26 protein-coding genes are annotated in these 23309 nt (G+C 42.3%); 14 read left to right on the forward strand and 12 right to left on the reverse strand.

Annotation, left to right across the window (positions count from 1 at the left end):
- Positions 1-90: 90 nt before the first annotated feature.
- From AABK37_RS23770 to AABK37_RS23795, 6 genes are all read left to right on the forward strand, one after another.
- Positions 91-336 carry a helix-turn-helix domain-containing protein gene (locus AABK37_RS23770; protein WP_432553990.1) on the forward strand — a complete coding sequence of 82 codons (246 nt, stop codon included), beginning with the start codon at positions 91-93 and terminating at the stop codon, positions 334-336.
- Between the two features lie 15 nt (positions 337-351).
- Positions 352-597, forward strand: a complete 246-nt coding sequence (locus AABK37_RS23775; protein ID WP_432553991.1) for a helix-turn-helix domain-containing protein — start codon at positions 352-354, stop codon at positions 595-597.
- Positions 598-709: 112 nt separating this feature from the next.
- On the forward strand, positions 710-925 hold the full coding sequence (locus tag AABK37_RS23780; protein WP_432553992.1) for a hypothetical protein: 216 nt from the start codon (positions 710-712) through the stop codon (positions 923-925).
- Entirely contained in the window at positions 915-1319 is a 405-nt protein-coding gene (locus AABK37_RS23785; protein ID WP_432553993.1) for a type II toxin-antitoxin system VapC family toxin, read from the forward strand. The genes AABK37_RS23780 and AABK37_RS23785 overlap by 11 nt, the downstream gene beginning before the upstream one ends.
- A 140-nt stretch (positions 1320-1459) precedes the next feature.
- On the forward strand, positions 1460-1696 hold the full coding sequence (locus AABK37_RS23790) for a DUF433 domain-containing protein (RefSeq protein ID WP_432554012.1): 237 nt from the start codon (positions 1460-1462) through the stop codon (positions 1694-1696).
- Positions 1693-2046: a DUF5615 family PIN-like protein gene (locus AABK37_RS23795; protein WP_432553994.1), complete on the forward strand. Its 354-nt coding sequence runs from the start codon at positions 1693-1695 to the stop codon at positions 2044-2046. Before AABK37_RS23790 ends, AABK37_RS23795 begins: the two co-directional genes overlap by 4 nt.
- Positions 2047-2114: 68 nt before the next feature.
- On the opposite strand, the gene AABK37_RS23800 is transcribed toward AABK37_RS23795, so the two are convergent.
- The 6 genes from AABK37_RS23800 to AABK37_RS23825 all read right to left on the reverse strand — a co-directional run bounded on the left by AABK37_RS23800 (position 2115) and on the right by AABK37_RS23825 (position 7104).
- On the reverse strand, positions 2115-2849 hold the full coding sequence (locus tag AABK37_RS23800) for an HAD family hydrolase (protein ID WP_432553995.1): 735 nt from the start codon (positions 2847-2849) through the stop codon (positions 2115-2117).
- 98 nt (positions 2850-2947) lie between these two features.
- A complete protein-coding gene (locus AABK37_RS23805; protein WP_432553996.1) occupies positions 2948-3982 on the reverse strand; it encodes a 30S ribosomal protein S1 in 1035 nt (344 codons plus the stop codon).
- Between the two features lie 417 nt (positions 3983-4399).
- Positions 4400-4504, reverse strand: coding sequence for a photosystem II reaction center protein T (locus AABK37_RS23810; protein WP_089126532.1), 105 nt, complete (start codon positions 4502-4504; stop codon positions 4400-4402).
- 147 nt (positions 4505-4651) lie between these two features.
- Positions 4652-6205 (reverse strand): photosystem II chlorophyll-binding protein CP47, encoded by a 1554-nt coding sequence (psbB, locus tag AABK37_RS23815; protein ID WP_432553997.1) that lies wholly within the window; start codon positions 6203-6205, stop codon positions 4652-4654.
- Positions 6206-6623: 418 nt separating this feature from the next.
- Positions 6624-6767, reverse strand: coding sequence for a hypothetical protein (locus tag AABK37_RS23820; RefSeq protein ID WP_432553998.1), 144 nt, complete (start codon positions 6765-6767; stop codon positions 6624-6626).
- A gap of 13 nt (positions 6768-6780) precedes the next feature.
- Complete coding sequence (locus tag AABK37_RS23825) at positions 6781-7104, reverse strand: hypothetical protein (protein ID WP_432553999.1); 324 nt, start codon at positions 7102-7104, stop codon at positions 6781-6783.
- Positions 7105-7487: 383 nt separating this feature from the next.
- Here AABK37_RS23825 and AABK37_RS23830 point away from each other — a divergent pair, with 383 nt between their 5' ends.
- Positions 7488-9134: an ABC transporter substrate-binding protein gene (locus AABK37_RS23830; RefSeq protein ID WP_432554000.1), complete on the forward strand. Its 1647-nt coding sequence runs from the start codon at positions 7488-7490 to the stop codon at positions 9132-9134.
- A gap of 158 nt (positions 9135-9292) precedes the next feature.
- The gene (locus tag AABK37_RS23835; protein WP_432554013.1) at positions 9293-10318 is read left to right on the forward strand and encodes an ABC transporter permease; all 1026 of its coding nucleotides are present in this window, start codon (positions 9293-9295) and stop codon (positions 10316-10318) included.
- Positions 10319-10574: 256 nt separating this feature from the next.
- Here the strand turns inward: AABK37_RS23835 and AABK37_RS23840 are convergent, their stop codons facing one another.
- The gene (locus AABK37_RS23840) at positions 10575-10739 is read right to left on the reverse strand and encodes a hypothetical protein (protein WP_432554001.1); all 165 of its coding nucleotides are present in this window, start codon (positions 10737-10739) and stop codon (positions 10575-10577) included.
- Between the two features lie 56 nt (positions 10740-10795).
- Between AABK37_RS23840 and AABK37_RS23845 the strand changes: the two genes are divergently transcribed.
- From AABK37_RS23845 to AABK37_RS23865, 5 genes are all read left to right on the forward strand, one after another.
- Positions 10796-12115: a CHAT domain-containing protein gene (locus tag AABK37_RS23845; protein ID WP_432554002.1), complete on the forward strand. Its 1320-nt coding sequence runs from the start codon at positions 10796-10798 to the stop codon at positions 12113-12115.
- A complete protein-coding gene (locus tag AABK37_RS23850; RefSeq protein ID WP_432554003.1) occupies positions 12112-14916 on the forward strand; it encodes an AAA family ATPase in 2805 nt (934 codons plus the stop codon). The genes AABK37_RS23845 and AABK37_RS23850 overlap by 4 nt, the downstream gene beginning before the upstream one ends.
- A 76-nt stretch (positions 14917-14992) precedes the next feature.
- Entirely contained in the window at positions 14993-17473 is a 2481-nt protein-coding gene (locus tag AABK37_RS23855) for a hypothetical protein (protein WP_432554004.1), read from the forward strand.
- A 363-nt stretch (positions 17474-17836) separates the two neighbouring features.
- Complete coding sequence (locus tag AABK37_RS23860; protein WP_432554005.1) at positions 17837-18232, forward strand: VOC family protein; 396 nt, start codon at positions 17837-17839, stop codon at positions 18230-18232.
- Between the two features lie 20 nt (positions 18233-18252).
- On the forward strand, positions 18253-18966 hold the full coding sequence (locus tag AABK37_RS23865; protein ID WP_432554006.1) for an SDR family oxidoreductase: 714 nt from the start codon (positions 18253-18255) through the stop codon (positions 18964-18966).
- A 25-nt stretch (positions 18967-18991) separates the two neighbouring features.
- Here the strand turns inward: AABK37_RS23865 and AABK37_RS23870 are convergent, their stop codons facing one another.
- Together AABK37_RS23870 and AABK37_RS23875 are read right to left on the reverse strand one after the other, a co-directional pair.
- Positions 18992-19138 (reverse strand): hypothetical protein, encoded by a 147-nt coding sequence (locus AABK37_RS23870; RefSeq protein ID WP_432554007.1) that lies wholly within the window; start codon positions 19136-19138, stop codon positions 18992-18994.
- 209 nt (positions 19139-19347) lie between these two features.
- Entirely contained in the window at positions 19348-20166 is an 819-nt protein-coding gene (locus AABK37_RS23875; RefSeq protein ID WP_432554008.1) for an alpha/beta fold hydrolase, read from the reverse strand.
- A gap of 37 nt (positions 20167-20203) precedes the next feature.
- On the opposite strand from AABK37_RS23875, the gene AABK37_RS23880 reads away from it, so the two are divergent.
- Positions 20204-20380, forward strand: a complete 177-nt coding sequence (locus AABK37_RS23880; RefSeq protein WP_432554009.1) for a hypothetical protein — start codon at positions 20204-20206, stop codon at positions 20378-20380.
- 18 nt (positions 20381-20398) lie between these two features.
- Here AABK37_RS23880 and AABK37_RS23885 read toward each other — a convergent pair whose 3' ends face one another.
- The 3 genes from AABK37_RS23885 to argH all read right to left on the reverse strand — a co-directional run bounded on the left by AABK37_RS23885 (position 20399) and on the right by argH (position 23266).
- On the reverse strand, positions 20399-20893 hold the full coding sequence (locus tag AABK37_RS23885; protein WP_039737222.1) for an NUDIX domain-containing protein: 495 nt from the start codon (positions 20891-20893) through the stop codon (positions 20399-20401).
- Positions 20894-21437: 544 nt separating this feature from the next.
- Positions 21438-21701 (reverse strand): hypothetical protein, encoded by a 264-nt coding sequence (locus AABK37_RS23890; RefSeq protein WP_163519196.1) that lies wholly within the window; start codon positions 21699-21701, stop codon positions 21438-21440.
- Between the two features lie 176 nt (positions 21702-21877).
- Positions 21878-23266 (reverse strand): argininosuccinate lyase, encoded by a 1389-nt coding sequence (gene argH, locus AABK37_RS23895; RefSeq protein ID WP_432554014.1) that lies wholly within the window; start codon positions 23264-23266, stop codon positions 21878-21880.
- Between the last annotated feature and the right edge of the window lie 43 nt (positions 23267-23309).

Genomic DNA, 23309 nt, shown 5'->3' on the forward strand with positions numbered 1-23309 from the left:
TTGTTGACAATCGTCAACAAGAATATTGTCATAGTAATGTAGACTATTGTCAACATTTACTTAGTCATGTTCCTCTGAGACTATTGGGGCATGGCAAGAGCAGGGAAAGCACTTAGACAAGTACTCGAAACCTATAACATCAGCCAAAATCAACTGGCAGTAGCGATGGGTATAGGACGATCTAGTATTAATAGATGGGTAAATGAAAGCCGAGATCCATCGGCTGAGGCAGTTATTGAGATAATTGAAGGGTTAGAGAAAATTAACTCTTCTGCTACGAGAGATTTTCTGGTGTTGTACTTGGGGCGGATCGTTGAGAATGACAACCAGACATAATCCAGAATTGAAGGCATGGGAAAAGCAGGAAAAGCACTCAGACAGGTACTAGAAACTTACAGCATTAGCCAAAATCAGTTAGCAGTGACAATGGGCATTAACCGTTCTACTGTTAGTCAGTGGTTCAACGAGATGAGAGATCCTCTGGCTGAGTCAATTCCAGAGATTATCGAAGCGTTAGAGAAAATTAACTCTTCTGCTGCGAGAGATTTTCTGGTGCTGTACTTGGGGCGCATCGTTGAGGATGACAACCACACATAATCCATCCATCTTCACGTTGAAGCACTTTTGTCAAGAGATAGAAAAGCGATCGCCCGACCGCTTCAATATCGCTAAAATTGCCTAGAATTGGGATAAAACGGGAGAGGCAAAAATGAATACAAAAGAACAAATCCAAGCAGAAATTGACAACCTTAAAGAAGAATATCTCGATGAGCTATATATTTTAATTAAAGATTTTGCCCAATCTAAACAACAGCCTAAAAAGACGAGTTTCATGTCGAAACTAAAAAAAATCAAAATTGATGCACCAAAGGATTTTGCTGCTAATCTCGACTTATATGTAGGCGGGGAAAAGGTTGTCGAATAAGATATTTGTTGACACTTTGTTTGTTGTAGCGCTAATTAACCAACGTGACCAATATCACGAACAAGCTTCTGAATTAGCTGATAGATTGCAAAACTATCCATTACTAACAACGGATGCAGTTTTGTTAGAGATTGGTAACGCTTTAGCACGCGGTTACAAAGACGAGGCTGTTGAAATCATCGAGGACTTTTTCACCTCAGATGAAGTGGAAATTGTGCGGCTCACCCCCCAATTATTTGAGCAAGCCTTTACGCTTTATAAAACTCACCAAGATAAAGCATGGGGTTTGGTCGATTGTATTTCATTCGTGGTCATGAAGCAAGCAGGAGTTACCCAAGCTTTGACCTTTGATCGGCATTTTGTACAAGCAGGTTTTCAGGCGTTAATAAGGTGAAAATTAAGTTTGATGCTGCGTTTGAAAGAATGCGATCGCTTCTTTGCGGGCGCTTCGCGCCCGGAGCGCTAACAACCGTCGATACCAATTGCTATTTTTCAGTTAGAATGTTCTCCAGAACAAAACTAAGTATAAAAGCGATGGAAAACACCCTTTTGCAGCGAATCACACTTGATGTGAATATTTGCCACGGCAAACCAAGCATCCGGGGACTGCGTTATCCAGTCGAGTTTATCCTTGAATTGCTAAGTTCTGGCATGACTATTGAGGAAATCCTCACCGACTACGACGATTTAGAACGCGATGACATCTTAGCAGCTTTGGTATTTGCGACTCGGTTGACGAGAGTGAAAAGCATCTACCGAATAGCTTCATGAAGTTTTTAGTAGATGCACAACTGCCAGTGCGTCTGGCACGTTTTCTCGAATCTGCTGGTTACGATACAATTCATACCAAAGATTTACCCCAGCGAAATGCAACAACTGATATAGAAATTAACGCGATATCAATCCAAGAAAGTAGGATTGTTGTTACTAAAGACAGAGATTTTTTTGATTCATTTCTGATTCGGCAAGAACCTTACAAGTTGTTGTTAGTCACTACAGGCAATATCACTAACACCGAACTTGAAGCATTATTTGTGAATAACCTAGCACAACTTGCAGGGCTGTTCGCTCAACAAAAGTTAATAGAAATCAGTCGCAACGCAATTATTGTTCATCAGTAGTTTTGAGCCGCATGATTTCAGGGCAAAGCCCATCGCACTTTTGTTAAGAGAATCGGCGAAAATACAGATTAAGCTTCTAAAACTTGAATTTCATCGAGTTGATTAATCACCACATCCGCACCTTGGACGTTATCCGATCTACCAATCCAAGTAATACCAATGCAACCTGCGGCTTTAGCGTTACGCGCCATTTGCATATCACCTACAGCATCACCTACCATCAAGGTAGCGCTAGGTTCTACTCCCAAAGATTTGCAAGCTTGTAAAAATAATATTGGATCTGGTTTACTCGGACCTTCATCTACTCCCATTTCTAGTTGAATGTAATCATTTAACTGGTGATACTTGACAAATGCGTTAACTTCTGCTGTGGTTGCTGCTGAGAGTATACCGAGTTTCAATCCGGCTGATGACAGGGATTTTAACACTTCTAAACTACCGACAAACAGCGGTGAAGAAGTTTTGCCGATGTATTTTTCGGCTTCATCTAAGGCAAGACGTGCGATTTTCAGCGATTCAAACCAACTTTTGCCAGTTTCGGCAATATATGCGGCAGCAGCAATTTCTGTTTCCCGACGACTTGCGACGGCTATTATACCAGCAGGATCTAGGCTTGAGCCATTAATTCCAAACGCCATTAACAAAGGTTCCCCAGTTCCGGGAACTTGAGCATCTATCATTCTCGCTGCTTTTTGTGCAAGCGATCGCAAATACGCTTCTGAGTCTTCCAGAGTACCGTTTTTGTCAAACAAAATCGCCTGGATATTAGAAAACGTTATGTTTCTACACTTAATAGTTGCCACAATCCACCCTATTTAAATAAGAACTAAATTTTTAATTTACATAAAAAAAGAGAGGAAAACCTCTCTCTTTTCACAATGATTTCAAGGGCATTATTATTTTATGCTGAAGGTGCTTCCTCTTCGATAGCTGAAGGTATTTCCTCTTCGACTGCCGAAGGTATATCTTCTTCCATAGCTGAGGGTATATCTTCTTCAACTAAGGCTTCAGTATCAGCCACCGCAGTCAGACCTTGCTGTTTAGCTAACATTTGTTCGCGATATTTAGCAGCCATTTCTTCTGCTTTATCGTAGACCAAATCGCGATTTTTAATCATGTCACCTGGTTCGGGTTCCAACTGTTTTGTAGACAGAGAAATCCGACCTCTTTCTGCATCCAAGTCAATGATCATGACTTTCACTTCATCATTGACATTAAATACACTGTGAGGTGTATCAATATGTTCGTGGGAAATCTCAGAGATGTGCAGCAGACCGCTCACACCGCCAATATCAATAAATGCACCGTAAGGTTTGATACCGCGAACTGTACCTATAACAACTTCGCCAACTTCTAAGCGATTCATCTTACGCTCAACCAGCGCTCGACGATGGGATAGAACTAAACGATTACGTTCTTCGTCTACTTCTAAGAATTTCAATGGCAAGTCTTCGCCTACCAATTCTTCTTTAGGTTTGCGGGTGCTAATATGAGAACCTGGGATAAAACCACGCAATCCCTCGATTCTTACCAAAGCTCCACCACGATTAGTAGCAAACACACCAGAACGAACAGTAGCATCTTCTGCTTGCAACTGCCGTACTCGTTCCCAAGCTCGCATATATTCAATGCGACGAATGGAAAGAGTTAATTGACCATCTTCGTTTTCATCTGTGAGGATGAAAAATTCCCGCGTTTCGTTTGATTGTAAGACTTCTTCCGGGGCATCGACCCGGTTTATAGACATTTCTTGTATAGGTATATATGCTGCTGTCTTTGCACCAATGTCAATCAGAGCGCCGCGCGGCTCTATACTGAAAACGGTTCCTGGTACAACATCTCCAGGGCTAAAGTGATAATCGTATTTGTCTAATAGAGCAGCGAAATCTTCGTGAGTGAAGCCTATTTCTGTAGCGGTTAATTTCTGATTGACCATGCTGTTTTGTACCTGGTTTTAGTCTCCGTAAAGTTATTGCTCGAGCCTAATGTATATGCAAGCGCCAATGCGAACGGGCTGTTTACACCTACATCCTTTCTATCCTAGCGCAGAAAAGCTGGGTTTAACACATATCAACTTCCAGAAGGAACATTGTATCACACATCCAAAACCGTAATTAATCATTTATTAATTATTTTTAGACTCCGAAGCGATCGCGCTTCAGGATAAAAGGGACTCTTTACTGGGGACTGGGGAAGAAAATTATTCTTTATTCCTCATTTTTAATCCTTAATAAAAAAGAAACAACAAACGCGAGTGACTTTTAACGTCAAAAAATATCCGCTGCAACCATTTGGTAACAGCGGATATTAGTTTATATTTTGTCGTTAAAAGTCTAATAGCAGAGAAAATCTACTACTCGTCTTTCTTCTCAATGCGGGGAGGTTCGCGAAATGCGATCGCAAAGAAAAGAACTCCTATTGCCAAGGTCAAAATCAAAATGTATGCAACGCTTTCCATATCACAAGTTCCTGCCTATCCACCCAGTAATAATATTGTACCAATTTAGAGTAAAGAAAGGTTTAACAAGAGATTAGGTACTAGGTATTGGCAATTAGTAATAACGAGCGCGCCCTAATCCCAATCCCTAGTCCCTAATCCCTATACTTACGCTTCCTTCCGACGGGTTGACTTGTCACCCACTTTCTGGAATAGACCCCACTCAACTTGTTCTTCGAGGTCGGCATCAACACCAGCAAACACGTCTCGGTAGATTGTCCGAGAACCGTGCCAGAGGTGACCGAAGAAGAACAGCAGAGCAAATACAGCATGAGCGAAGGTAAACCAACCTCTCGGACTGGTACGGAAGACTCCATCGGGTTTAGCGATCGCTAAATCGCCAAACCTGGTGCTTTGGTCTCCGTCAAACAGAAATGGTTCACCCAACTGTGCTAAACGTGCGTACTTCTTCACATCAGCTGGATCTTTAAAGCTTTCTCCGTTTAGTTCACCACCGTAGAAGCTTACAGTCACACCAGCTTGCTCAAAGCTGTACTTTGATTCTGCCCGACGGAAAGGAATATCCGCACGGACAATACCATCAGCATCGGTCAAGATGACTGGGAAGGTTTCAAAGAAGTTCGGCAGACGACGCACTTCTAATTCCCGACCTTCGCTGTCTTTGAAGACTGGATGACCCAACCAAGATAAAGCAATACCATTGGTTTTATTCATCGGTCCGACGCGGAACAAACCACCTTTAGCGGGGCTGTTGCCTACGTAGTCGTAGAATGCCAGTTTTTCCGGAATTCCTGACCAAGCTGCTGAAAGACTTGCGCCATCGGCAACGTCAGCTTGTACGCGCCGATTAATTTCTTGTTTGAAGTAATCTTGATCCCATTGATAACGGGTCGGACCATACAGTTCAATTGGGGTGGTGGCGCTACCGTACCACATAGTACCGGCAACGACGAAGGCGGCAAAGAATACTGCGGCAATACTGCTAGAAAGTACAGTTTCGATGTTCCCCATCCGCAAAGCTTTGTAAAGCCGTTCGGGGGGTCGTACTGTCAAGTGGAATAAGCCAGCAATAATACCAACCACCCCAGCAGCAATGTGGTGAGCCACTACACCACCAGGGTTATATGGGTTAAACCCAGCCGGTCCCCACTCTGGCGCTACTGCTTGAACGTGACCGGTTAAGCCGTAGGCATCAGACACCCACATCCCCGGTCCAAATAGCCCGGTGAGGTGAAAAGCACCAAAACCAAAACAAAGTAAACCAGATAAGAACAGGTGAATGCCAAACATTTTTGGCAAATCGAGAGCGGGTTCACCAGTGCGGGGGTCTTGGAACAGTTCCAAATCCCAGTAAACCCAGTGCCAAACGGCGGCTAAGAATAATAGACCAGAAAGAACGATGTGAGCGGCGGCTACACCTTCAAATGACCAGAAACCAGGATCGTAACCTGGCTCGCCTGCGACGTTCCAGCCACCCCAAGAGCCAATTACGCCTAAGCGTGACATGAAGGGTATTACATACATCCCTTGACGCCACATTGGGTTGAGTACGGGATCGCTGGGGTCAAAAATAGCTAGTTCGTATAAAGCCATCGAACCAGCCCAGCCTGCCACTAGGGCTGTGTGCATCAAGTGTACAGATATCAATCGCCCCGGATCGTTCAGAACGACTGTATGTACTCGGTACCAGGGTAGTCCCATTGACTACGCTCCTCCTCGATGAATTATGTTTACAAGCAAGTTTCGGTTTTTTGTTATTGCCACCAAATTTTCTAGATTGCCTTCACTCGTCAGACAATGTGAATAATTTGGCAATGCTCACACGAAGAAGGGAATCTTACCCAGGAGGGTAGCGATCGCCCGTTTACACCGCAAGTAAATTTTCGCATGATAAAATCCACTTTTTGTTCCGGAAGAACAAGACAAACGTTTTTTAGGCGTTTGGGCGGTTAAAAGTGCTTTGCTTTCGCAAGCGCAAAAATGAGAATGTTTTAAAAAGTGTAACTATTGATGGACTTGTTTGCAAGCGGGTAAGTGAATGCGATCGCGTAGCATTACGGATAGAGTGGGGAATGGGCCCTATCGCATTGGGCCCTATCGCATTGGGCATTGGTAATGGCTAATGGGTAATGGGAATTGGGCATTGGGAATAAAAAGAAGCTAGACGTATTTCACGCCTCCCACATAGACCATGCCCCATGCCCCATGCCCCATGCCCCATGCCCCATGCCCCATGCCCCATGCCCCATGCCCCATGCCCCATGCCCCATGCCCCCCTACCTCACAACCAAATCGATATTTTGCAGATGGCACCTCGTTTCGGCGCTACCTAGACGCTCGATTACTTGCTCGGCACTCATTAGACGCTTCAGCACTACTTGACCGATGGGGGCTACTTGTTGGAGTGCTGTTGGCTTGACTTCGACGGTTAAAACGGCTTCTTCGGCTCGGTAAAGCCATAACAATTCATTTTGTTCTACTAGACAAATATTCATTTGCTGAATATCTGGTTGGCGTCGCCATGCGGTTATCTGCCATAATCCCTCAGATGCCCAAACTCTGCCAACTGTCCATCCCTCTGATAGAAAGAAATACTTCACGCTCGTAAGTCCCGCTATTAGACTATCAATTTGCTGTTTACAATATCGCGATCGCGTTTCTTAATTATGTATCTATATGCAGTTTCTCAATAAAGCTATGCAAAAATTTCATTTGCATCAGCTTCAACTACGGTCAAAGCTTAACAAATCTCAAAAGAGCGTAAATATGATTTTTTGACTAACTTTGTTATAAATTGTAATTTTTATTCAAAAAAAGTTTGAAGTGACAAAATGTATATTTTTGTTAATTTTTTGTGTCAACGATGACTAAGTTGCAGTCAGTATATTGCGAAGCTTTAAATACAAGCCGAAAAAATTAAATAAAGCATTTAGCCACACATATAGTAAAATAGCTCACCGCTAATATCAAAAATTTTAATGCTATGACCTGGTTTTCCTTGTCACTAAAGCCGTGGGGTGGAATTACCAAATTCCTTTGTTTGTTTTGTTTATGTTTATTGTTGATTGTTAGTTGCGGTAATCCCCAACAGACAGGGACTTCGCCATCTGATGTGAATACTACAGGCAATGGTCGGATTACTGTAGGTACAACGCAGAAGCCACGTACTCTCGATCCGGCTGATGCTTATGAGTTAGCATCGCTGGGTTTAGTGTATAACATGAGCGATCGCCTCTACACCTACGAACCAGGCAGCACCGAAATTAAGCCTCAATTGGCTACAGCATTACCGCAAATTAGTCAAGATGGTTTAACTTATACGATTCCCCTGCGTCAGGGAGTAGTTTTTCACGATGAAACTCCTTTTAACGCGGAAGCAATGGCATTTAGCCTCAAGCGTTTTCTCCAAAATAAGGGCAAACCCTCTTTCTTGCTAGCAGATGTGGTGGAATCAGCAAAAGCTACCGGAAATTATGAGTTAACCATCAAACTGAAAAAGCCTTTTGCAGCGTTTCCCTCACTATTAGCATTTTCTGGAGTTTGTCCAGTTTCGCCTAAAGTTTACGAAATCGGTGAAGGTAAATTTAAGCCGAATATTTTTGTCGGAACTGGTCCTTACAAATTAGCGAATTTTGGTCCCGATTCGGTGCAATTTGATGTTTTTGAGAAGTATTGGGGAGAAAAGCCAGCTAATAACGGTATTAAATTGCAAATCCTCAGCAGTGGAGTCAATTTGTATAACGCTTTTCGGAAAAAGTCTGTGGATGTAGCTTACCTGTCGATGGACCCGGATCAAGTTCGCAGTTTGAAAGATAAAGCAAAAAACGGCGATTGGCAAGCAATCCCGACTCAGGGTAGCGTTATGAGTTATATGGCTTTGAATCAAAATCAAAAGCCTTTAGATAATCCAGTTGTCAGACAAGCGATCGCTTCCATGATTGACCGATCGCAAATTAAAGAGCGAGTTTGGTATGGTCAAGCTGACCCAGCTTACAGCATGATACCGACAACTTTAAATGTTTATAAGCCTGTCTTTCAAAAGCAATATGGAGATGGCAACACCGAAAAGGCTAAACAACTGCTAACATCAGCTGGTTTCTCAAAAAGCAATCCGGCAAAGGTAGAAATTTGGTATCCTTCTAGTTCTCCTCCTCGCAGTTTAGCAGCTATAGTACTCAAGGCTCTAGCTAAGAAAACAATGGACGGAATTTTGCAATTTGAAGTAGTTGCTGTAGATTCCACAACATTTTTTCAACAAATTCCTAAAGGTATATATCCAGCAATTTTGCTCGATTGGTATCCTGACTTTTTAGATGCAGACAATTACATTCAACCGTTTCTCTCTTGCGATAAAGGCTCAACCGCAAAAGGATGTCTTGATGGTGGAAGTCAGTCTCAAGGGTCATTTTACTATAGCGATCGCATGAATAAACTCATTGACCAGCAGCGTCAAGAACAAAACCCCGAAGTTCGTCAAAAAATCTTTACAGAAATTCAAGAATTAATAGCAAAAGATGTGCCTTACGTTCCTTTATGGCAAAGTAAAGATTTTGTATTTGCTCAAAAAGGTATGGCTGGGGTGCAACTAGATCCTACCCAGAATTTGATATATAGAGCAATTAAAAAGTAGGGAATGGGCATTGGGCAATGGGCAATGGGCAATGGGCATTAGGAATTAAACAAGTTCTTTGAAAGTAATGCGCTCATTAATAGGATTCTTTCCATGCCCAATGCCCGATGCCCCATGCCCAATGCCCATCAACTAACTATCAACTATCTACCAATATCATGTCTCGTTCCAAAGCAATAACATATTACATCACTTCGCGTCTGCTGTTAGCACCACTTCAACTGTTAACAATTATCACAATTGTGTTTCTTTTATTAAGAGCAACACCAGGAGATCCGGCTGATGCAATTCTTGGTGGACGTGCCCCAGAAAGTGCTAAAGCAGAGTTGCGAAAACAACTAGGTTTAAATCTACCTATAGGGTTACAATATCTCAACTATGTAGGAAACTTACTGCATTTAGATATGGGTAATTCAATCAGCAGTAGGGGACAGAAAGTTTGGGATATTATTTGGCAATTCTTTCCAGCAACAGCAGAATTAGCAGTCTTTAGTATTGCGATCGCTTTAATTGTCGGTATTACTGTCGGCACTATTTCTGCTTCTCGTCCCGGTACACCTCTTGACGTTGGAGGACGATTATTTGGTATCGTTACTTATTCGCTTCCCATGTTTTGGGTAGGAATGATTTTGCAATTAATTTTCGCAGTTCAACTTGATTGGTTGCCCTTGGGAACACGCTTTCCGGCAACTGTTCCTGCACCCAATCATATCACTGGTTTATATACAATAGACAGTTTATTTGGTGGTAATTTAACTCAGTTTTTTACGACTTTGTATTATCTCATTCTTCCGAGTTTTACCTTAGGGCTATTGCTGAGTGGTATTTTTGAGCGGATTGTGCGAGTTAATTTAAAGCAAACCATGAAAGCAGATTATGTAGAAGCAGCTAGGGCAAGAGGTATTCCGGAGAAAAAGATTTTAGTTTCCCACGCTTTAAAAAATGCTTTAATTCCAGTAATTACAGTTTTAGGATTAACTTTTGCTTCCTTGTTAGGTGGAGCAATTTTAACCGAGGTAACATTTTCTTGGCCCGGATTAGCAAATCGATTGTATCAAGCGATTACCGAACGCGATTATCCTACAGTACAGGGAATCATGGTCTTTTTTGGTGCGATTGTCGTGGGTGCAAGCATTTTGATTGATATTTTAAATGCATATATAGACCCACGGATTAGATATTAGCAAATAATTTTGCCTTCAGGCTGGAAGCCTGAGGCTATAAGAACAAAGCCCACCTGCGTGGGCTAAAAACCTTAAATGTTATAAGCAAAATTCAAGCCGTTGTTAACACAACTGAAGCTGTGGTTATGAATGCTGAAGCTGTCGTGACCACAACATCAAGTATTATAAGTAAAATTCAAGCCGTTGTTAACACAACTGAAGCTGTGCTTATCAATGCTGAAGCTGTCGTTATGAAAACTTGAAAATTACCAAGGATTTAAAAGAGCGATCGCACATCCTCTAAAGTTAAATTAAACACACACATACCAAAATCTTCCTCTTCTTCCTTCTCCTTCGGAGACGCTACGCGAACCTGTACTTCGCGTCTAGCCTTCGGCAACGCCAAGGGCGAACGCGGTTCGTTAAACAGTATATTATTCACAACCTCAAATCACAGTACTTGGTATACTAATTCCTAATTAAACCTTTATACAATGCGTGCATAACAGCGATATTCCTGTAAAAATCCTGTTTTTAGCAGCCGATCCGAGTGATGAACGTCGGTTGCGTTTATTGCAAGAGTTGCGAGATATTCGTGAACGGCTGCATCTATCCAAAGAGAGAGATAGATTTATACTAGAGTCCCGTGAATCGGTTCGCGTAGGGGATATAACACAGGCAATATTCGATGTCGATCCGCAAATTGTGCATTTCTCCGGACATGGAACAAGCACAGGTGAGCTTTACTTCGAGAGTTTAGCAGGAAAATCGCAGCTTGTACAAGCCGATGCTTTAGCAAATTTATTTGAACTGGTAGCAGATAAAATCGATTGTGTAGTCTTGAACGCTTGTTATTCTGAAATTCAGGCTCAAGCGATCGCCCAACATATTAGATTTGTCATTGGGATGAATCAAGCGATTGGAGATAAAGCAGCGATCGCCTTTTCGGTTGGTTTTTATAAAGCATTAGCCGCAAACCGTTCAATTAAAGAGGCTTATGAATTTGGTCGTGTAGAAATTCAACTATATAATCTTCCAGAACATCTCATACCAGTTATTTATGTAAATCCCACCGCAAAGCCGAGAGTTAAAAAAATAATTCCTAATCCCTTTGTACCCCAAAATGGCAGAGTAGAACAGCCGCAACAGTTTTTTGGACGACAGCGAGAAATCCAAAGAGTATTTGAGGTGTTAAATAGTGGTAGTAGTGTAGCATTAATCGGCAAAGATGGTCTTGGCAAGTCTTCTCTGTTATGGGAGATTTGCCGAGTCGCAGAAAATCGTCTTCAACAGTCGCGTCTAGCAGTATTCTTCGATTTAAATGACATTGGTGATGAAAAAGACTTCTACATTGCTTTATGCGACAAGGTTGCTATCCCCGAATGTAAAGGTTATAAACTAACTCGCAACTTGCGACAACGCGATAAAAAAGTACTGCTGGCTTTAGATAATGTGGGGAAGCTTACCTGGAAAGGATTTACTCGTCAAGTTCGCGATCAACTGCGCGGTTTAGCTGAGGGTGGTGATGCTCCTCTGCGATTGATTTTAGCTGCTAATGAACCTCTGGAAGATTTGTTTAACGACAGTCAGAATGATGGCAAAACATCACCGCTTGCAGGTATTTGTCAAGAGGAAAATATCCAACCTTGGGACGATGCCACGATGCGTGATTTTATTGCTGCTCGTTTGATGAAGACTTATGTGAGTTTTACTGAAGAGGAAATTATTCAACTTGTCGAAGAAAGTAGGGGACATCCTCGGAAATTGATGCAACTGTGCTATCGAACTTATCGGAAATATGTGGAGAGTGGGCAATGAACCAGCAACGCCCAGTTCCCCGCCTAAACTTAGCGCCTAAACTCAAGCGCCCCCTTTCCCTCTGGAACCCGTTGGATTATCTGCGCCTGTTGTACTGGGTCTTTTATTTTCCCCAAGCTTTGCGGTGGTATGTGGACACCTTCGGGGGTGGGTATATTTCTCAAAAAGAAATGAATTGGCAAAAGGGATGGCAGCTGCTTTCTCAAAACTCCATCCTGCGTCAGCTGCTTTTCCAAGGGGTGATTTTGACAGTTGTCACGTCCTCAATTTTAGGTTTGATTCTTCAGGAAATAGGCGTTCGTGTTGATTGGTTCGGCGTGGCGTTGGGCGTGGCGTTGGGCGTGGCGTTGGGCGTGGCGTTGGGCGTGGCGTTGGGCGTGGCGTTGGGCGTGGCGTTGGGCGTGGCGTTGGGCGTGGTGTTCGGCGTGGTGTTCGGCGTAGCGTTCGGCGTGGTGTTCGGCGTGGTGTTCGGCGTGGGGTTCGTCGGCGTGGCGCTTGGCGAAGCGGGAGGCGCGGTCGGAGCCGTGGCGGTAATAAACGTAAGCGTAACGGGAGGCGTGGCATCGGGCGTGGCATCGAGCGTGGCGCGGGGCGTGGCATCGAGCGTGGCGTGGGGCGGCGTGGCGTGGGGCGTGGCGTGGGGCGTGGCATCGAGCGTGGCGTGGGGCGTGGCATCGAGCGTGGCGTGGGGCGGCGTGGCATCGGGCGTGGCATCGGGCGTGGCGTGGGGCGTGGGGTTCGGCGTGGCGATACTTCGTCTAGATAATTGGCTTTCAGGTCTACCTTTTTTTCTACAAACACCCCAAAATAGAAAATGGCAAATCCCCCACGTTACTCCACTTCCCCTTTACTCTCTGTCTTCTCGATTGAAAAGTTGGCTACATCAAGACTGGGAGACTGGTTTGCATAATGCCAATGAGTTACTGGCTTACACTCTGCAATTTATTCCCGTTGTTCAAGCTCTAAATCAGGTATTGGCTGCAACGCCTCCAGAGCAAGTCATTTTTCGCGTAGTCCAGTTAGCTGAAAACCCTTTTAATTGGCAGCTAGTGCGTTTTGCCTGTACTGATTTAAAAGCAGTGCTAAAGTCAAAATTTATTGAAGGTATCTACTTGTTACCCTCTAGCTGGGAACGAAGATTACGGGCTCGTTTTTTCACTGATACACGCGTAGACACACCTGCTTGTGTTGCTGCGGCTGGTTTTTGGTATTTGCATAAAAAAGAACCAGTAAAAGCAATGGAGGTTTTTGCTGTGGTGCGTTCTCTTCTTTATGGTGAAGAGATGTTCACCCTTGCCCAAACTCTCGCAGCCTTTTACTATGCTTGGACAGCAGACACCATTGCTGCTGTACAAATCCCTCCCTTCCCACAGCAACCACTGCTGCGTCCAACTACTTGGGTAACACTCACATCTCTAAAGAAGGTAGTTGAAAATGCCCAACTTGTGCAGCGCAGTTCTTCCCGTTTTCAACGTTCCTCAGCCATTAACCGCGCTTTAGGGAAACTGAAAACTATTCTAAACAATCAGGAATCTTTGCCCAACGCGGAACGAGATTTAATTGTCAACATCGCCCAAACTTGGCAAGAAGCATTGCTGGATGTTGCAGGTGAAGTCGGCGAAATTGTCATTACCGAACCTGTAAATAATCCCTACGTTGCGGGGAACCCAGTACAAGGCAACCTCTTCGTCGGACGGGAAGACGTGATCCGACAGCTAAAAGAACTCTGGGTGACAAATCATCAACTCCAGTCTGTGGTAATCTACGGTCACAGGCGCATGGGCAAAACTTCCATCCTGCGGAACGTCGCTAATTTTGTCAGTGCAAATGTACAGGTAGCCTATGTCAACCTCCTGGAAGTGGGAAATGCACCCGAAGGAGTTGCAGAGGTAATGATGGCTATTTGTGATGCCATTTCTGAGGTCGTGCAAATTCCACCCCCAAGCAATGATGATTTGTTAAGTCTTCCCTTACCGACTTTTAGAAGATATTTGGCACAGGTAGAGACGCGATTAATGAGCCAGCGCGTTGCGGAGGTTCCCTCCGTTGTAGCGTCTGGCGTCGAGTCTCTACAAAATCCAAAAGGTTTAATTATCGCTTTAGACGAATTTGAGCAAATCGAGAAACTAATTGAAGCGGGTAAAATTCCTAAAGATTTTATGGGATATCTGCGGGGGTTGGCGCATAAAAGCTCTAAAATTGCTTTTGCTTTAGCTGGCTTGCACACATTGGAAGAAATGACAAGCGATTACTTCCAACCTTTTTACGCTAGCGTTATTACTATTCGCGTTGGTTTTATGGAAGCCGACGCAACACGGGAGATTTTAGCAAATCCAGCTATTGAAGATTTTCCCCTTGACTATACCCCGGAAGCACTAGATAAAATCTACGACCTCACCCACGGACAACCATATTTAGTGCAACTGGTGGGTTTTCAGTTAGTTCGTCGCTACAATGACCAAGTTTTTACCATGAGAAACCAACGCAACCCTGTTTTTACAGTCGAGGATGTGGAAGCTGTGATTAAAGATGCCGATTTCTTTAAAAAGGGAAGCGGCTATTTTAATGGTGTTTGGGGTCAAGCGGTGTGCGGTGCGGTTGGACAACATGATATACTCAGGATACTTGCACCTCACCCCCAAGGCTTAACTCTGGATGCCTTAGTTCAATCTACAAACATGGATGAGGCAACTTTGCAAGAAGCCTTGAAAACTCTCAAGCGCCATGATGTAGTTAAAGAAATTGACGGATGCTGGCGAATTATTGTAGAACTTTTTCGCCTTTGGCTTTTACAATTGTAGAGCATTTTTATCTCAAGCGTGACTTTTTTCTCCGATAAAAATATACTCGAAATATATCGTTGATGCCAGAAGTCTCATGACATGGACACCTTTAAGGGATAGGCTGAATAACCTGCCACTCGTTCTCGCAGGACCAATTCTGAGACGCACTGAAGCGAATGCTGTAACTGTGTGGGTAGCTTTGAAAGAAAGCCGCACTGTTTATTTAGCAGTCTTTGATACTAGCAAAAAATTATTACTTACAGGGAGGGGAAAAACAATTCAACTTGGTATTTATTTGCATGTTGTCGCTGTCACTGCGAAAACTGCATCAAATGTGCTTGCATCTGGTGAAAATTATCTCTACAATTTAGCATTTGACCCAGGAGAAACACTGAATATACCGGGTATTTTAAATTCATCAGGATCAATTGAAGATATTACATATCCTCCCTATAACTTACCTTCTTTCGCGCTTCCACCAACTAATTTAAATGATTTACGCATCATTCACGGTTCTTGCCGCAAAGCACACGGAGAAAGTATTGACGCGCTAGCGACGTTGGACAAGATGATTAAAGAAGCGTTGATACAAGACCCGAAAAAGCGACCGCATCAACTTTTCTTGACAGGCGATCAAATTTATGCTGATGATGTGGCAGATGCTTTACTTTTCATGTTAATTGATGCTGGTCAGACGCTTTTAGGATGGTCGGAGGTGTTACCAGATGTGGAAAATATTGAAGAGTTAAATGCTGGAAAACGCAATAAGTTAGCAACATATACTGCTGGTTTAACAAGCAGTATTACTAAATTAAACAAAATTTCTGATGTTGCTAAAAGCCATTTATTCACATTAGGCGAATTTTATGCAATGTATTTATTTGGCTGGTGTGATGCGCTATGGACTAAACCTGAAGATTTACCAACATTTGCAGATGTTAACTTGAATGTACAAGGAAAACGAAAAGATATAGCTTTATTTAATGAAGAACTTGGCTATTTACAACAATTTCAGTTAACCCTGAAGGAAATTAGACGCGCTTTAGCGAATATTCCGACTTACATGATATTTGACGATCATGAAATTACGGATGATTGGTATTTGAATATGGCTTGGTGCGATCGCGTCCTCACTAAACCCTTAGGCAGGCGTGTTCTACAAAATGGTATGCTGGCATATGCTGTATTTCAAGCCTGGGGAAATACACCAGACCAGTTTACAGAAGGCAAACCTGGAAATGCATTACTTCACGCTGCTGCTGCATGGTCAGCATCAAAAGGTAAAAATATAGAGTATGAAAAAGAAATCGCTTATCGCCTTGCTTTACCGACTGTTGCAGATATTAAAAACAGTAACCCAAGAGGAATACCTCACACTGATAATAACATTAAATGGCACTACACAGTAACTAGTCCAGGTTATGAAGTCATAGTACTCGATACTCGTACTTGGCGCGAATTTCCCGGAAAAGATTTTGATTTTCCCGCACTTTTGGGTGCTAAAGGTTGCGATGAGCAAATATCAAAAGTAGTTCCTCCTAATACAAAAATAACTTTTTTGATATCCCCAGGTCCAGTTATTGGTGTACCATTTTTAGAAGAAATACAAAAGACAGTTAAAAGTGTATCTCAGCAACTAGGTACTGTAGCTTGGGGTTTCGATCCAGAAGCTTGGAGTTTAGATGATGCTGCATTTGAAAGGTTATTTGCGGCTTTAACATTACGCGCATTACCAACACAGAAAAGTCGACTAATTATCTTATCTGGTGATGTTCATTACAGTTTTGCCGCTCGTTTGCAATATTCCGCAACACGTCCATTTGAAAGTTTAGAAAAAGTTGATACTGAGCTTGTAGTCGCTCAATTTACTAGCAGTTCTTTAAAAAACGAAGTTAAGGGAATCGGTGGTAGCCATTCTTTGCATACTAAAGGCTTTTTCCCGATAGAATTTCTTAAAAGTTTACCAACTTCTAAGATTATCGGCTGGGAAAATAAAGCTGGTAAAGAATTAGAAATTGGTATTTCATATACAATGATGGATAATACGGTTCAATCTGTTCCTTGGAGAGTTAAAGGTAGTCCTGCTGTAATTAATTTACTTAAAGAGCGCATTTGGCATACAGCATTACAAATTACAGAAAAACCGGAATGGTTATATCGAATTGATTTTTTGTTAGCTAAAGAAGAAAAATTCACTCAGCCACCCGGTTCACATCCTGTTAAACCGATATCTATCATAGCTCCTTTGCCTGGACAAGCACGCAAGGAGTTTTTAGAGAAATATTTAGCGATCGCCAAAAACGATCGTGATTTTCGCGGCAAATGGGGACACGGTAAACAAATTGTTGGAGTTAATAATATTGGTGAAATTACTTTTGAATTGATTGATGGCAAAGAAATAGCTGTGCAAACTCTTTGGTGGAGATTAGAAAGTTGGGAAAAAGACAAGCTTTTAGAACCTTTCCCCTTGACTAGATGTGAAGTATCTCTGCTTTTTGATGACAAAGATTACCCAATGGCTGATATTTTGAAGGAAAGATTCACTCTCGAAAATTTCTTTGAAGAACCGTTTTGATTAGTTGCCTAAATAGTAGCTTTGCAGCTTCAAGTCGCTTTTCATCGCAATTAAATGCGGTTAATTTACGTAAAAAAAGGTAATTCACTATACATGTATTATTCAGAATACAAATCGATTTGGATTGTAAAGCCAGTCTGGGTATAACTTAATCTCTCTTGTCTTAATGTATAAAAAATTTTAAATATGATTATTTTACTGGTGTCAACGCATCTGTAATATTTCTTAACAAAAAAGATAGTCAACTCATACTCATATCGACTATGATTTAGGAAAGAGAAAAAACTCCAGTCTGCAAAGCCTTGTTACAGGTAGGCATCTGGGAACGAGATACGAAAAATTACAACATAAAAGGAACACAAAATGAACTTTACTCGTTTTGAACACATTAACCTTGCTTGCAAAGATATTGACGCAACCAAAAAGTTTTATCAAAGCATCTTTCCTGATTGGTATGTGCGCGTTGAAGGTGTATTTAACGGTAGTCGCTGGATGCATTTTGGCAACGATCAATTTTATCTTGCACTCAATGATTATCCTGAGTTAAAGCATGTGCATACAGCTTACGAAAATATCGGTATCAACCATGTAGGCTTTACGATTAAAGATGGGGAAGCGATGAAAAAACTGCTTGATTCTGAAGGCATTGAGTATTATACAATGACTGCACCAGAAACGAAGCACAGAATTTACGTTAACGATCCTGATGGGAATGAGATTGAGTTAGTTGAATATAACTCAGAGTATGCGTTGAGGTAGTTTTAGTTAGGAAGAAGTTAATGAGTACAACAAAGAAAGTTGCTGTAGTTACTGGTGGAAATCGCGGTTTGGGATTTGAAGCTTCTCGCCAGTTAGCTAAACTTCAGTATCAGGTAGTTCTCACCAGTCGAGATGAAGCAAAAGGTAAAGCTGCGGCTGAAAAGTTGCAAGCTGAGAATTTGGATGTGACATTTCATCCTCTTGATGTGACTAGTGATGAAAGTAGTCAAAAATTAGCTGAATTTATTTCTCAGCAGTTTGGAAAGCTTGATGTTTTGGTGAACAACGCGGGTATATATATTGATGAAGTTGGCAACAACAGTGTTTTTGATGCCAAAATTGACACTGTGCAGCAAACGATCGCAACGAATGTTTACGGTGTTTTGCGAGTGACTCAAGCGTTAATTCCGTTGATGAAGAAACAGAATTATGGACGCATAGTAAATGTTTCTTCTGGGATGGGGCAACTTCATGATATGGGTGGTGGTTACACCGGATATCGCCTTTCTAAAGCTGCTGTCAATGCTTTAACCCGGATTTTTGCCAGCGAATTACAAGGCACAAATATCTTAGTTAATTCGGTTTGCCCTGGTTGGGTAAAAACAGATATGGGTGGGGCAAATGCAACTAGAACTCCAGAACAAGGAGTTGATACAATTGTCTGGCTAGCAACTCATGCAGATGGAGGTGCGACGGGTGGATTTTTCCGCGATAGAAAACCAATTGATTGGTAATAAAAGCGTGGTTATTGGTTAGTTGTTAGTGGGCATGGGGCATTGGGCAATGGGCAATGGGCAATGGGCATCGGGCATTGGGGAAGGGGAAAGGGTAAAGGCTAAAGGCAAAAGGTAAAGAAAGAAGAAATATTTCTCCCCCATTCCCCATTCCCCATTCCCCATGCCCCATGACGGCAGGTGCTCCACTTGGGGAGACCCCAAGACCGCACTGCCTCCCCCATGCCCCATGCCCCATGCGATCGTGCCCAATGCCCACTAACTACTAACTACTCTCTTTTTGATGCATAGTAGCGAGTATTCTTACTCGATTACTAAACAATTGCTGATTTTTCATTGCCAATTAAACTTTGCAAATATTGCCGAATTAAATATCTATATTTAATAACTTAACTCCTGACTTTTGATAAATTCTCGAATATATCCAGCGACAATACCAGCGCAAGATTCTGGTAAATCGCTTTTTCCATGAGCAATTATTTTTAACTCAGATGAAGGAATTTGACTGTAAACTTTACTCATGGCTAAACTGTGTGGTGTATCTTCTCCACCTTGCAAAATCAAAACTGGCATTTCTAAAGTATATAATCGGTCGTGTAAGAATTCGGCATTAATTTCTGGCTGCTGACGTTGAAATAATATTTTGCAAGCTGTGGGATATTTCACCAGTGTTTGATAAAGCTGCCAATCTTGTTCAATTTCTTTATCCCAGCCTAACATTTTAGTTATGGGGCGAAGTAATCGCAATAATTTAAATATAAAAGGCGATCGCTTTACTAATTGCCGCATTTTATCCAAACGCTTTTCTTGTCCTTCTATTTCCACACCCTCTGGTGCTAACAATACTAAACCACTAACTTGCTGTGAATATTTTAATGCATAACTAGCAGCAATCCAGCCTCCAAGAGAATGTCCGACTAAATAAACTTTTTCCAGCTTTAAAGCGTCAAGAAATTCAGCAAGAGATTCTAAGAGTAAATCAATTGAGTAATGAACATTAGGATAATCTGACTCACCGAAACCGAATAAATCTGGTGCAAAGCAATGGTAATTTGAAAGCAATTCCATCACCGATAACCATTCACAGCTATCATTCCAAGCACCATGTAAGAAAATTATAGAAGTTCCTTCCCCAAGTTCACGCCAGAATAACAACCCTTGAGAAAGTTTTCTCCGGGAGTTACGAAATAAATTATTCATTTTAATTTATTGGTTAGTAGATAGTGGTTAGTGGGGCATGGGGCATGGGGGAGGCAGTGCGGTCTTGGGGTCTCCCCAAGTGGAGCACCTGCCGTCATGGGGCATGGAGCATGGAAAGAATCGTATTTATTCACCCACTCGCGCATCACCGAACTTCTTTAATTCCCAATTCCCAATTCCCAATGCCCAATGCCCATTGACAACCAACAACTAACAAATGACAATTATACTTTTACGCTAATGTTGTCAAGCCCTGCAAGTAATCTTGCAACTGTCGGTTGTGATCGTGGGACATTTCCCCTGGTGGTAGAGAGTTGAGAGGAAATGCCTGGATTTCCATTGCTTCCAAAGTATCCTGAATTTCCATAATTCCTTGCACTTCTGCTTCAACGACAATACAAATCGAATGAATTCTGGGATCGCGATCTGGTGCGGAGTAGACTCCTACCAAACGCCGAATTTTCACCAAATCAAGCCCAGTTTCCTCCATCAACTCGCGCTGGACTGTATTCGGAATATCTTCTCCCCAGTCCACCATCCCTCCAGGCAATGCCCAGCGACCATTGTCACGCCGCCGGATTAGCACAATCCTACCATCGGGTAAAATGGGGATGATACTGGTGCCAGTGATGGGATGACGAAAGAGGATACCCAGTACGGCTTGTCCAAAGCGCCATAAGCTACGTGTGGACTGGACAGTTGCAGCAAAAAAAGCAAAAACGTTCAATCTTCCAATGTCTGTGTTGTACTGTAGAACTCGCCACCACTAACATCCGTTCAACTACGAAAATATTGAATTTTGTGTTATGTCAGGATGCTTGTGGTTTAAGGTTTTATTCTAACGATTACCGCAGAACATATCAATTTTAGCATTTGGTGAAACTAAAACTACATATATACATAATCATTATGAGCTAATAATTTTTTAGTTTTTAGCTAATATTACCTTGTTGAAAGTGGCAATAAATACTTGCTGAAAAATCTAAATTGCTTAAATCTCTACTGGAAATAACGTTAATCTTTTCAATTATTTAAAATTTTATTATAAAATAATTTCTATATTTAAATATTTTGCTTTGAAATTGCCTATTCCACATCAAAATTGAGCAATAAAATTACAAATATTAATTCATTGTTAATTAATCAAAAAATAATTCTCAAGTTTGATTGACAGAAAAAACTTAGATGCGGTAGACTAGAACACTGTTTAAAGTGTATTGAGTGCTGAGTTAGACTAAGACTATATCAATAACGTTGGTCGTTGATATTGCCTAAGTTATTTCTGGCTTCAGTTTGTTGTTTATTAATGAGGTGAACATGGCGAAGCGCCGCAACCCCAAAAAAGAAAAGGCGCTACGGAACCAGGCATATGCCCGAAAGTTTCGTAAACGAACTACTACAGGACGAATGCAGAGAAGATTCCAGCAAAGACCGCCGAAGAGTGAAGAGGATGAGGGCGCAGCTTCAATGGATGCTGCTGAATAAAGAATGTTGCTCAAATGCTTGTTGAGCTTTTCTTTTAGCTTAGATTCCATAATGCTCCTATCCTTAGCCGATCGCTAGGGGTAGAGATTAAATAGGTAATACGATAATCATACATACCGCTTTGGGACGGCATAGCGTAGATTTAAGTCCTTAAAAGCCAAGGATGTTATGTAGTCTCATAATCCGTCAATTGAAAGGGCGTATATTATTTATACGCCCTTATTTATTATTCAGCAGTTATTTGAGCGCGGGCGGCTTTCAGCGCTTTGCTTACTTGTTCAAAGCCTGTACCACCGTAGCTGTTGCGGGCTGCAACAACTTGACGGGGGGCGATCGCTTCATAAATATCTGCCTCAAACGCTGGATGCAATTGCTGCCATTCTGATAAACTCAAATCTTTTAAAAGTTTACCTGCGGCAATGCTGGTTTTCACCACTTTACCCACGAGATTGTAAGCTTCTCGGAAAGGTACACCCCGCCCCGCTAGATAATCTGCTACATCGGTAGCATTTGAAAAGTCCTCGGCTACAGCTGATGTCAAGCGCTGAGTGCGAAATTCTAAACCTTCCCGCAGCAAAATCGTCATCGCTTCTAAACAAGCTTTGACTGTTTTGACACTATCAAATAAACCTTCTTTATCTTCTTGCAAGTCTTTGTTATATGCCAAAGGTAGCCCCTTCATTATCACCAACATTGCTTGCAGATGACCGAATACGCGCCCAGTTTTCCCCCGCACCAATTCTGGGACATCGGGGTTTTTCTTTTGCGGCATAATGCTGGAACCCGTAGCACAGCTATCTTTCAGGGTGACAAAGCCAAATTCTTCCGATGACCAAAGAATTACCTCTTCCGAAAGGCGGCTGAGGTGAACCATAATCAAACTAGCAGCACAAAGAAATTCAATCGCAAAATCGCGATCGCTTACTCCATCCAAACTATTAGCATAAACTTCCTCAAATTGCAATAGTTCGGCGGTGTAATAACGGTCAATCGGGAAAGTAGTTCCCGCCAAAGCACCACACCCTAAAGGGGAAATATTTACCCGACGATAAACATCTCCCAAGCGTTCCCAGTCGCGCTGCGCCATTTGAAAGTATGCTAAGAGGTGATGAGCCAAACTTAGAGGCTGGGCGCGTTGTAGGTGCGTGTAACCTGGTATCAGCGTTTGAATATGGTTGTCGGCTATATCTAATAAGACAGTTTGAAATTCTCGCAGAGAATTGCGGATGTGTTGAATTTGGTCGCGTAGATAAAGCCTGGTATCGGTACCAACTTGGTCATTACGCGATCGCGCTGTATGCAGCTTTTTCCCGACATCACCAACAATTTCCGTCAATCGCTTTTCCACAGCAAAGTGTACATCTTCCGCGTCGATACCTGGGTGAAATTTGCCGGCGCGATATTCCTGACGAATTTGTTCTAAACCTGAAACCAGAAGACTTCCTTCTTCTGGAGAAATGATGTTAGTGTGAGCCAGCATTTTCGCATGAGCTTGAGAGCCAGTGATATCGTATTCGATTAATTCAATGTCAAAACTTATACTTGCGTTAAATTGAGCGATCGCTGGATGTAACGCTGATTCAAATCGCTGACTCCAAGTTTGTTCTTTAGTCATAGAGATGGGGGGAGGGGGAGATGGGGGGAGGGGGAGATGGGGG

The sequence above is a fragment of the Tolypothrix sp. VBCCA 56010 genome, assembly GCF_050875635.1.
Taxonomy (GTDB): domain Bacteria; phylum Cyanobacteriota; class Cyanobacteriia; order Cyanobacteriales; family Nostocaceae; genus Hassallia.

Bases quoted from the DNA above. Each gene is read 5' to 3' on its own strand.
- argH (WP_432554014.1), bottom strand. From the start codon at position 23,266: ATGACTAAAGAACAAACTTGGAGTCAGCGATTTGAATCAGCGTTACAT.
- AABK37_RS23875 (WP_432554008.1), bottom strand. From the start codon at position 20,166: ATGAATAATTTATTTCGTAACTCCCGGAGAAAACTTTCTCAAGGGTTG.
- AABK37_RS23855 (WP_432554004.1), top strand. From the start codon at position 14,993: ATGACATGGACACCTTTAAGGGATAGGCTGAATAACCTGCCACTCGTT.
- AABK37_RS23880 (WP_432554009.1), top strand. From the start codon at position 20,204: ATGGGGCATGGGGGAGGCAGTGCGGTCTTGGGGTCTCCCCAAGTGGAG.
- AABK37_RS23850 (WP_432554003.1), top strand. From the start codon at position 12,112: ATGAACCAGCAACGCCCAGTTCCCCGCCTAAACTTAGCGCCTAAACTC.
- AABK37_RS23820 (WP_432553998.1), bottom strand. From the start codon at position 6,767: ATGGGGCATGGGGCATGGGGCATGGGGCATGGGGCATGGGGCATGGGG.
- AABK37_RS23805 (WP_432553996.1), bottom strand. From the start codon at position 3,982: ATGGTCAATCAGAAATTAACCGCTACAGAAATAGGCTTCACTCACGAA.
- AABK37_RS23835 (WP_432554013.1), top strand. From the start codon at position 9,293: ATGTCTCGTTCCAAAGCAATAACATATTACATCACTTCGCGTCTGCTG.
- AABK37_RS23780 (WP_432553992.1), top strand. From the start codon at position 710: ATGAATACAAAAGAACAAATCCAAGCAGAAATTGACAACCTTAAAGAA.
- AABK37_RS23860 (WP_432554005.1), top strand. From the start codon at position 17,837: ATGAACTTTACTCGTTTTGAACACATTAACCTTGCTTGCAAAGATATT.
- psbB (WP_432553997.1), bottom strand. From the start codon at position 6,205: ATGGGACTACCCTGGTACCGAGTACATACAGTCGTTCTGAACGATCCG.
- AABK37_RS23865 (WP_432554006.1), top strand. From the start codon at position 18,253: ATGAGTACAACAAAGAAAGTTGCTGTAGTTACTGGTGGAAATCGCGGT.
- AABK37_RS23830 (WP_432554000.1), top strand. From the start codon at position 7,488: ATGACCTGGTTTTCCTTGTCACTAAAGCCGTGGGGTGGAATTACCAAA.
- AABK37_RS23870 (WP_432554007.1), bottom strand. From the start codon at position 19,138: ATGGGGCATGGGGAATGGGGAATGGGGAATGGGGGAGAAATATTTCTT.
- AABK37_RS23810 (WP_089126532.1), bottom strand. From the start codon at position 4,504: ATGGAAAGCGTTGCATACATTTTGATTTTGACCTTGGCAATAGGAGTT.
- AABK37_RS23795 (WP_432553994.1), top strand. From the start codon at position 1,693: ATGAAGTTTTTAGTAGATGCACAACTGCCAGTGCGTCTGGCACGTTTT.
- AABK37_RS23775 (WP_432553991.1), top strand. From the start codon at position 352: ATGGGAAAAGCAGGAAAAGCACTCAGACAGGTACTAGAAACTTACAGC.
- AABK37_RS23790 (WP_432554012.1), top strand. From the start codon at position 1,460: ATGGAAAACACCCTTTTGCAGCGAATCACACTTGATGTGAATATTTGC.
- AABK37_RS23890 (WP_163519196.1), bottom strand. From the start codon at position 21,701: ATGGAATCTAAGCTAAAAGAAAAGCTCAACAAGCATTTGAGCAACATT.
- AABK37_RS23770 (WP_432553990.1), top strand. From the start codon at position 91: ATGGCAAGAGCAGGGAAAGCACTTAGACAAGTACTCGAAACCTATAAC.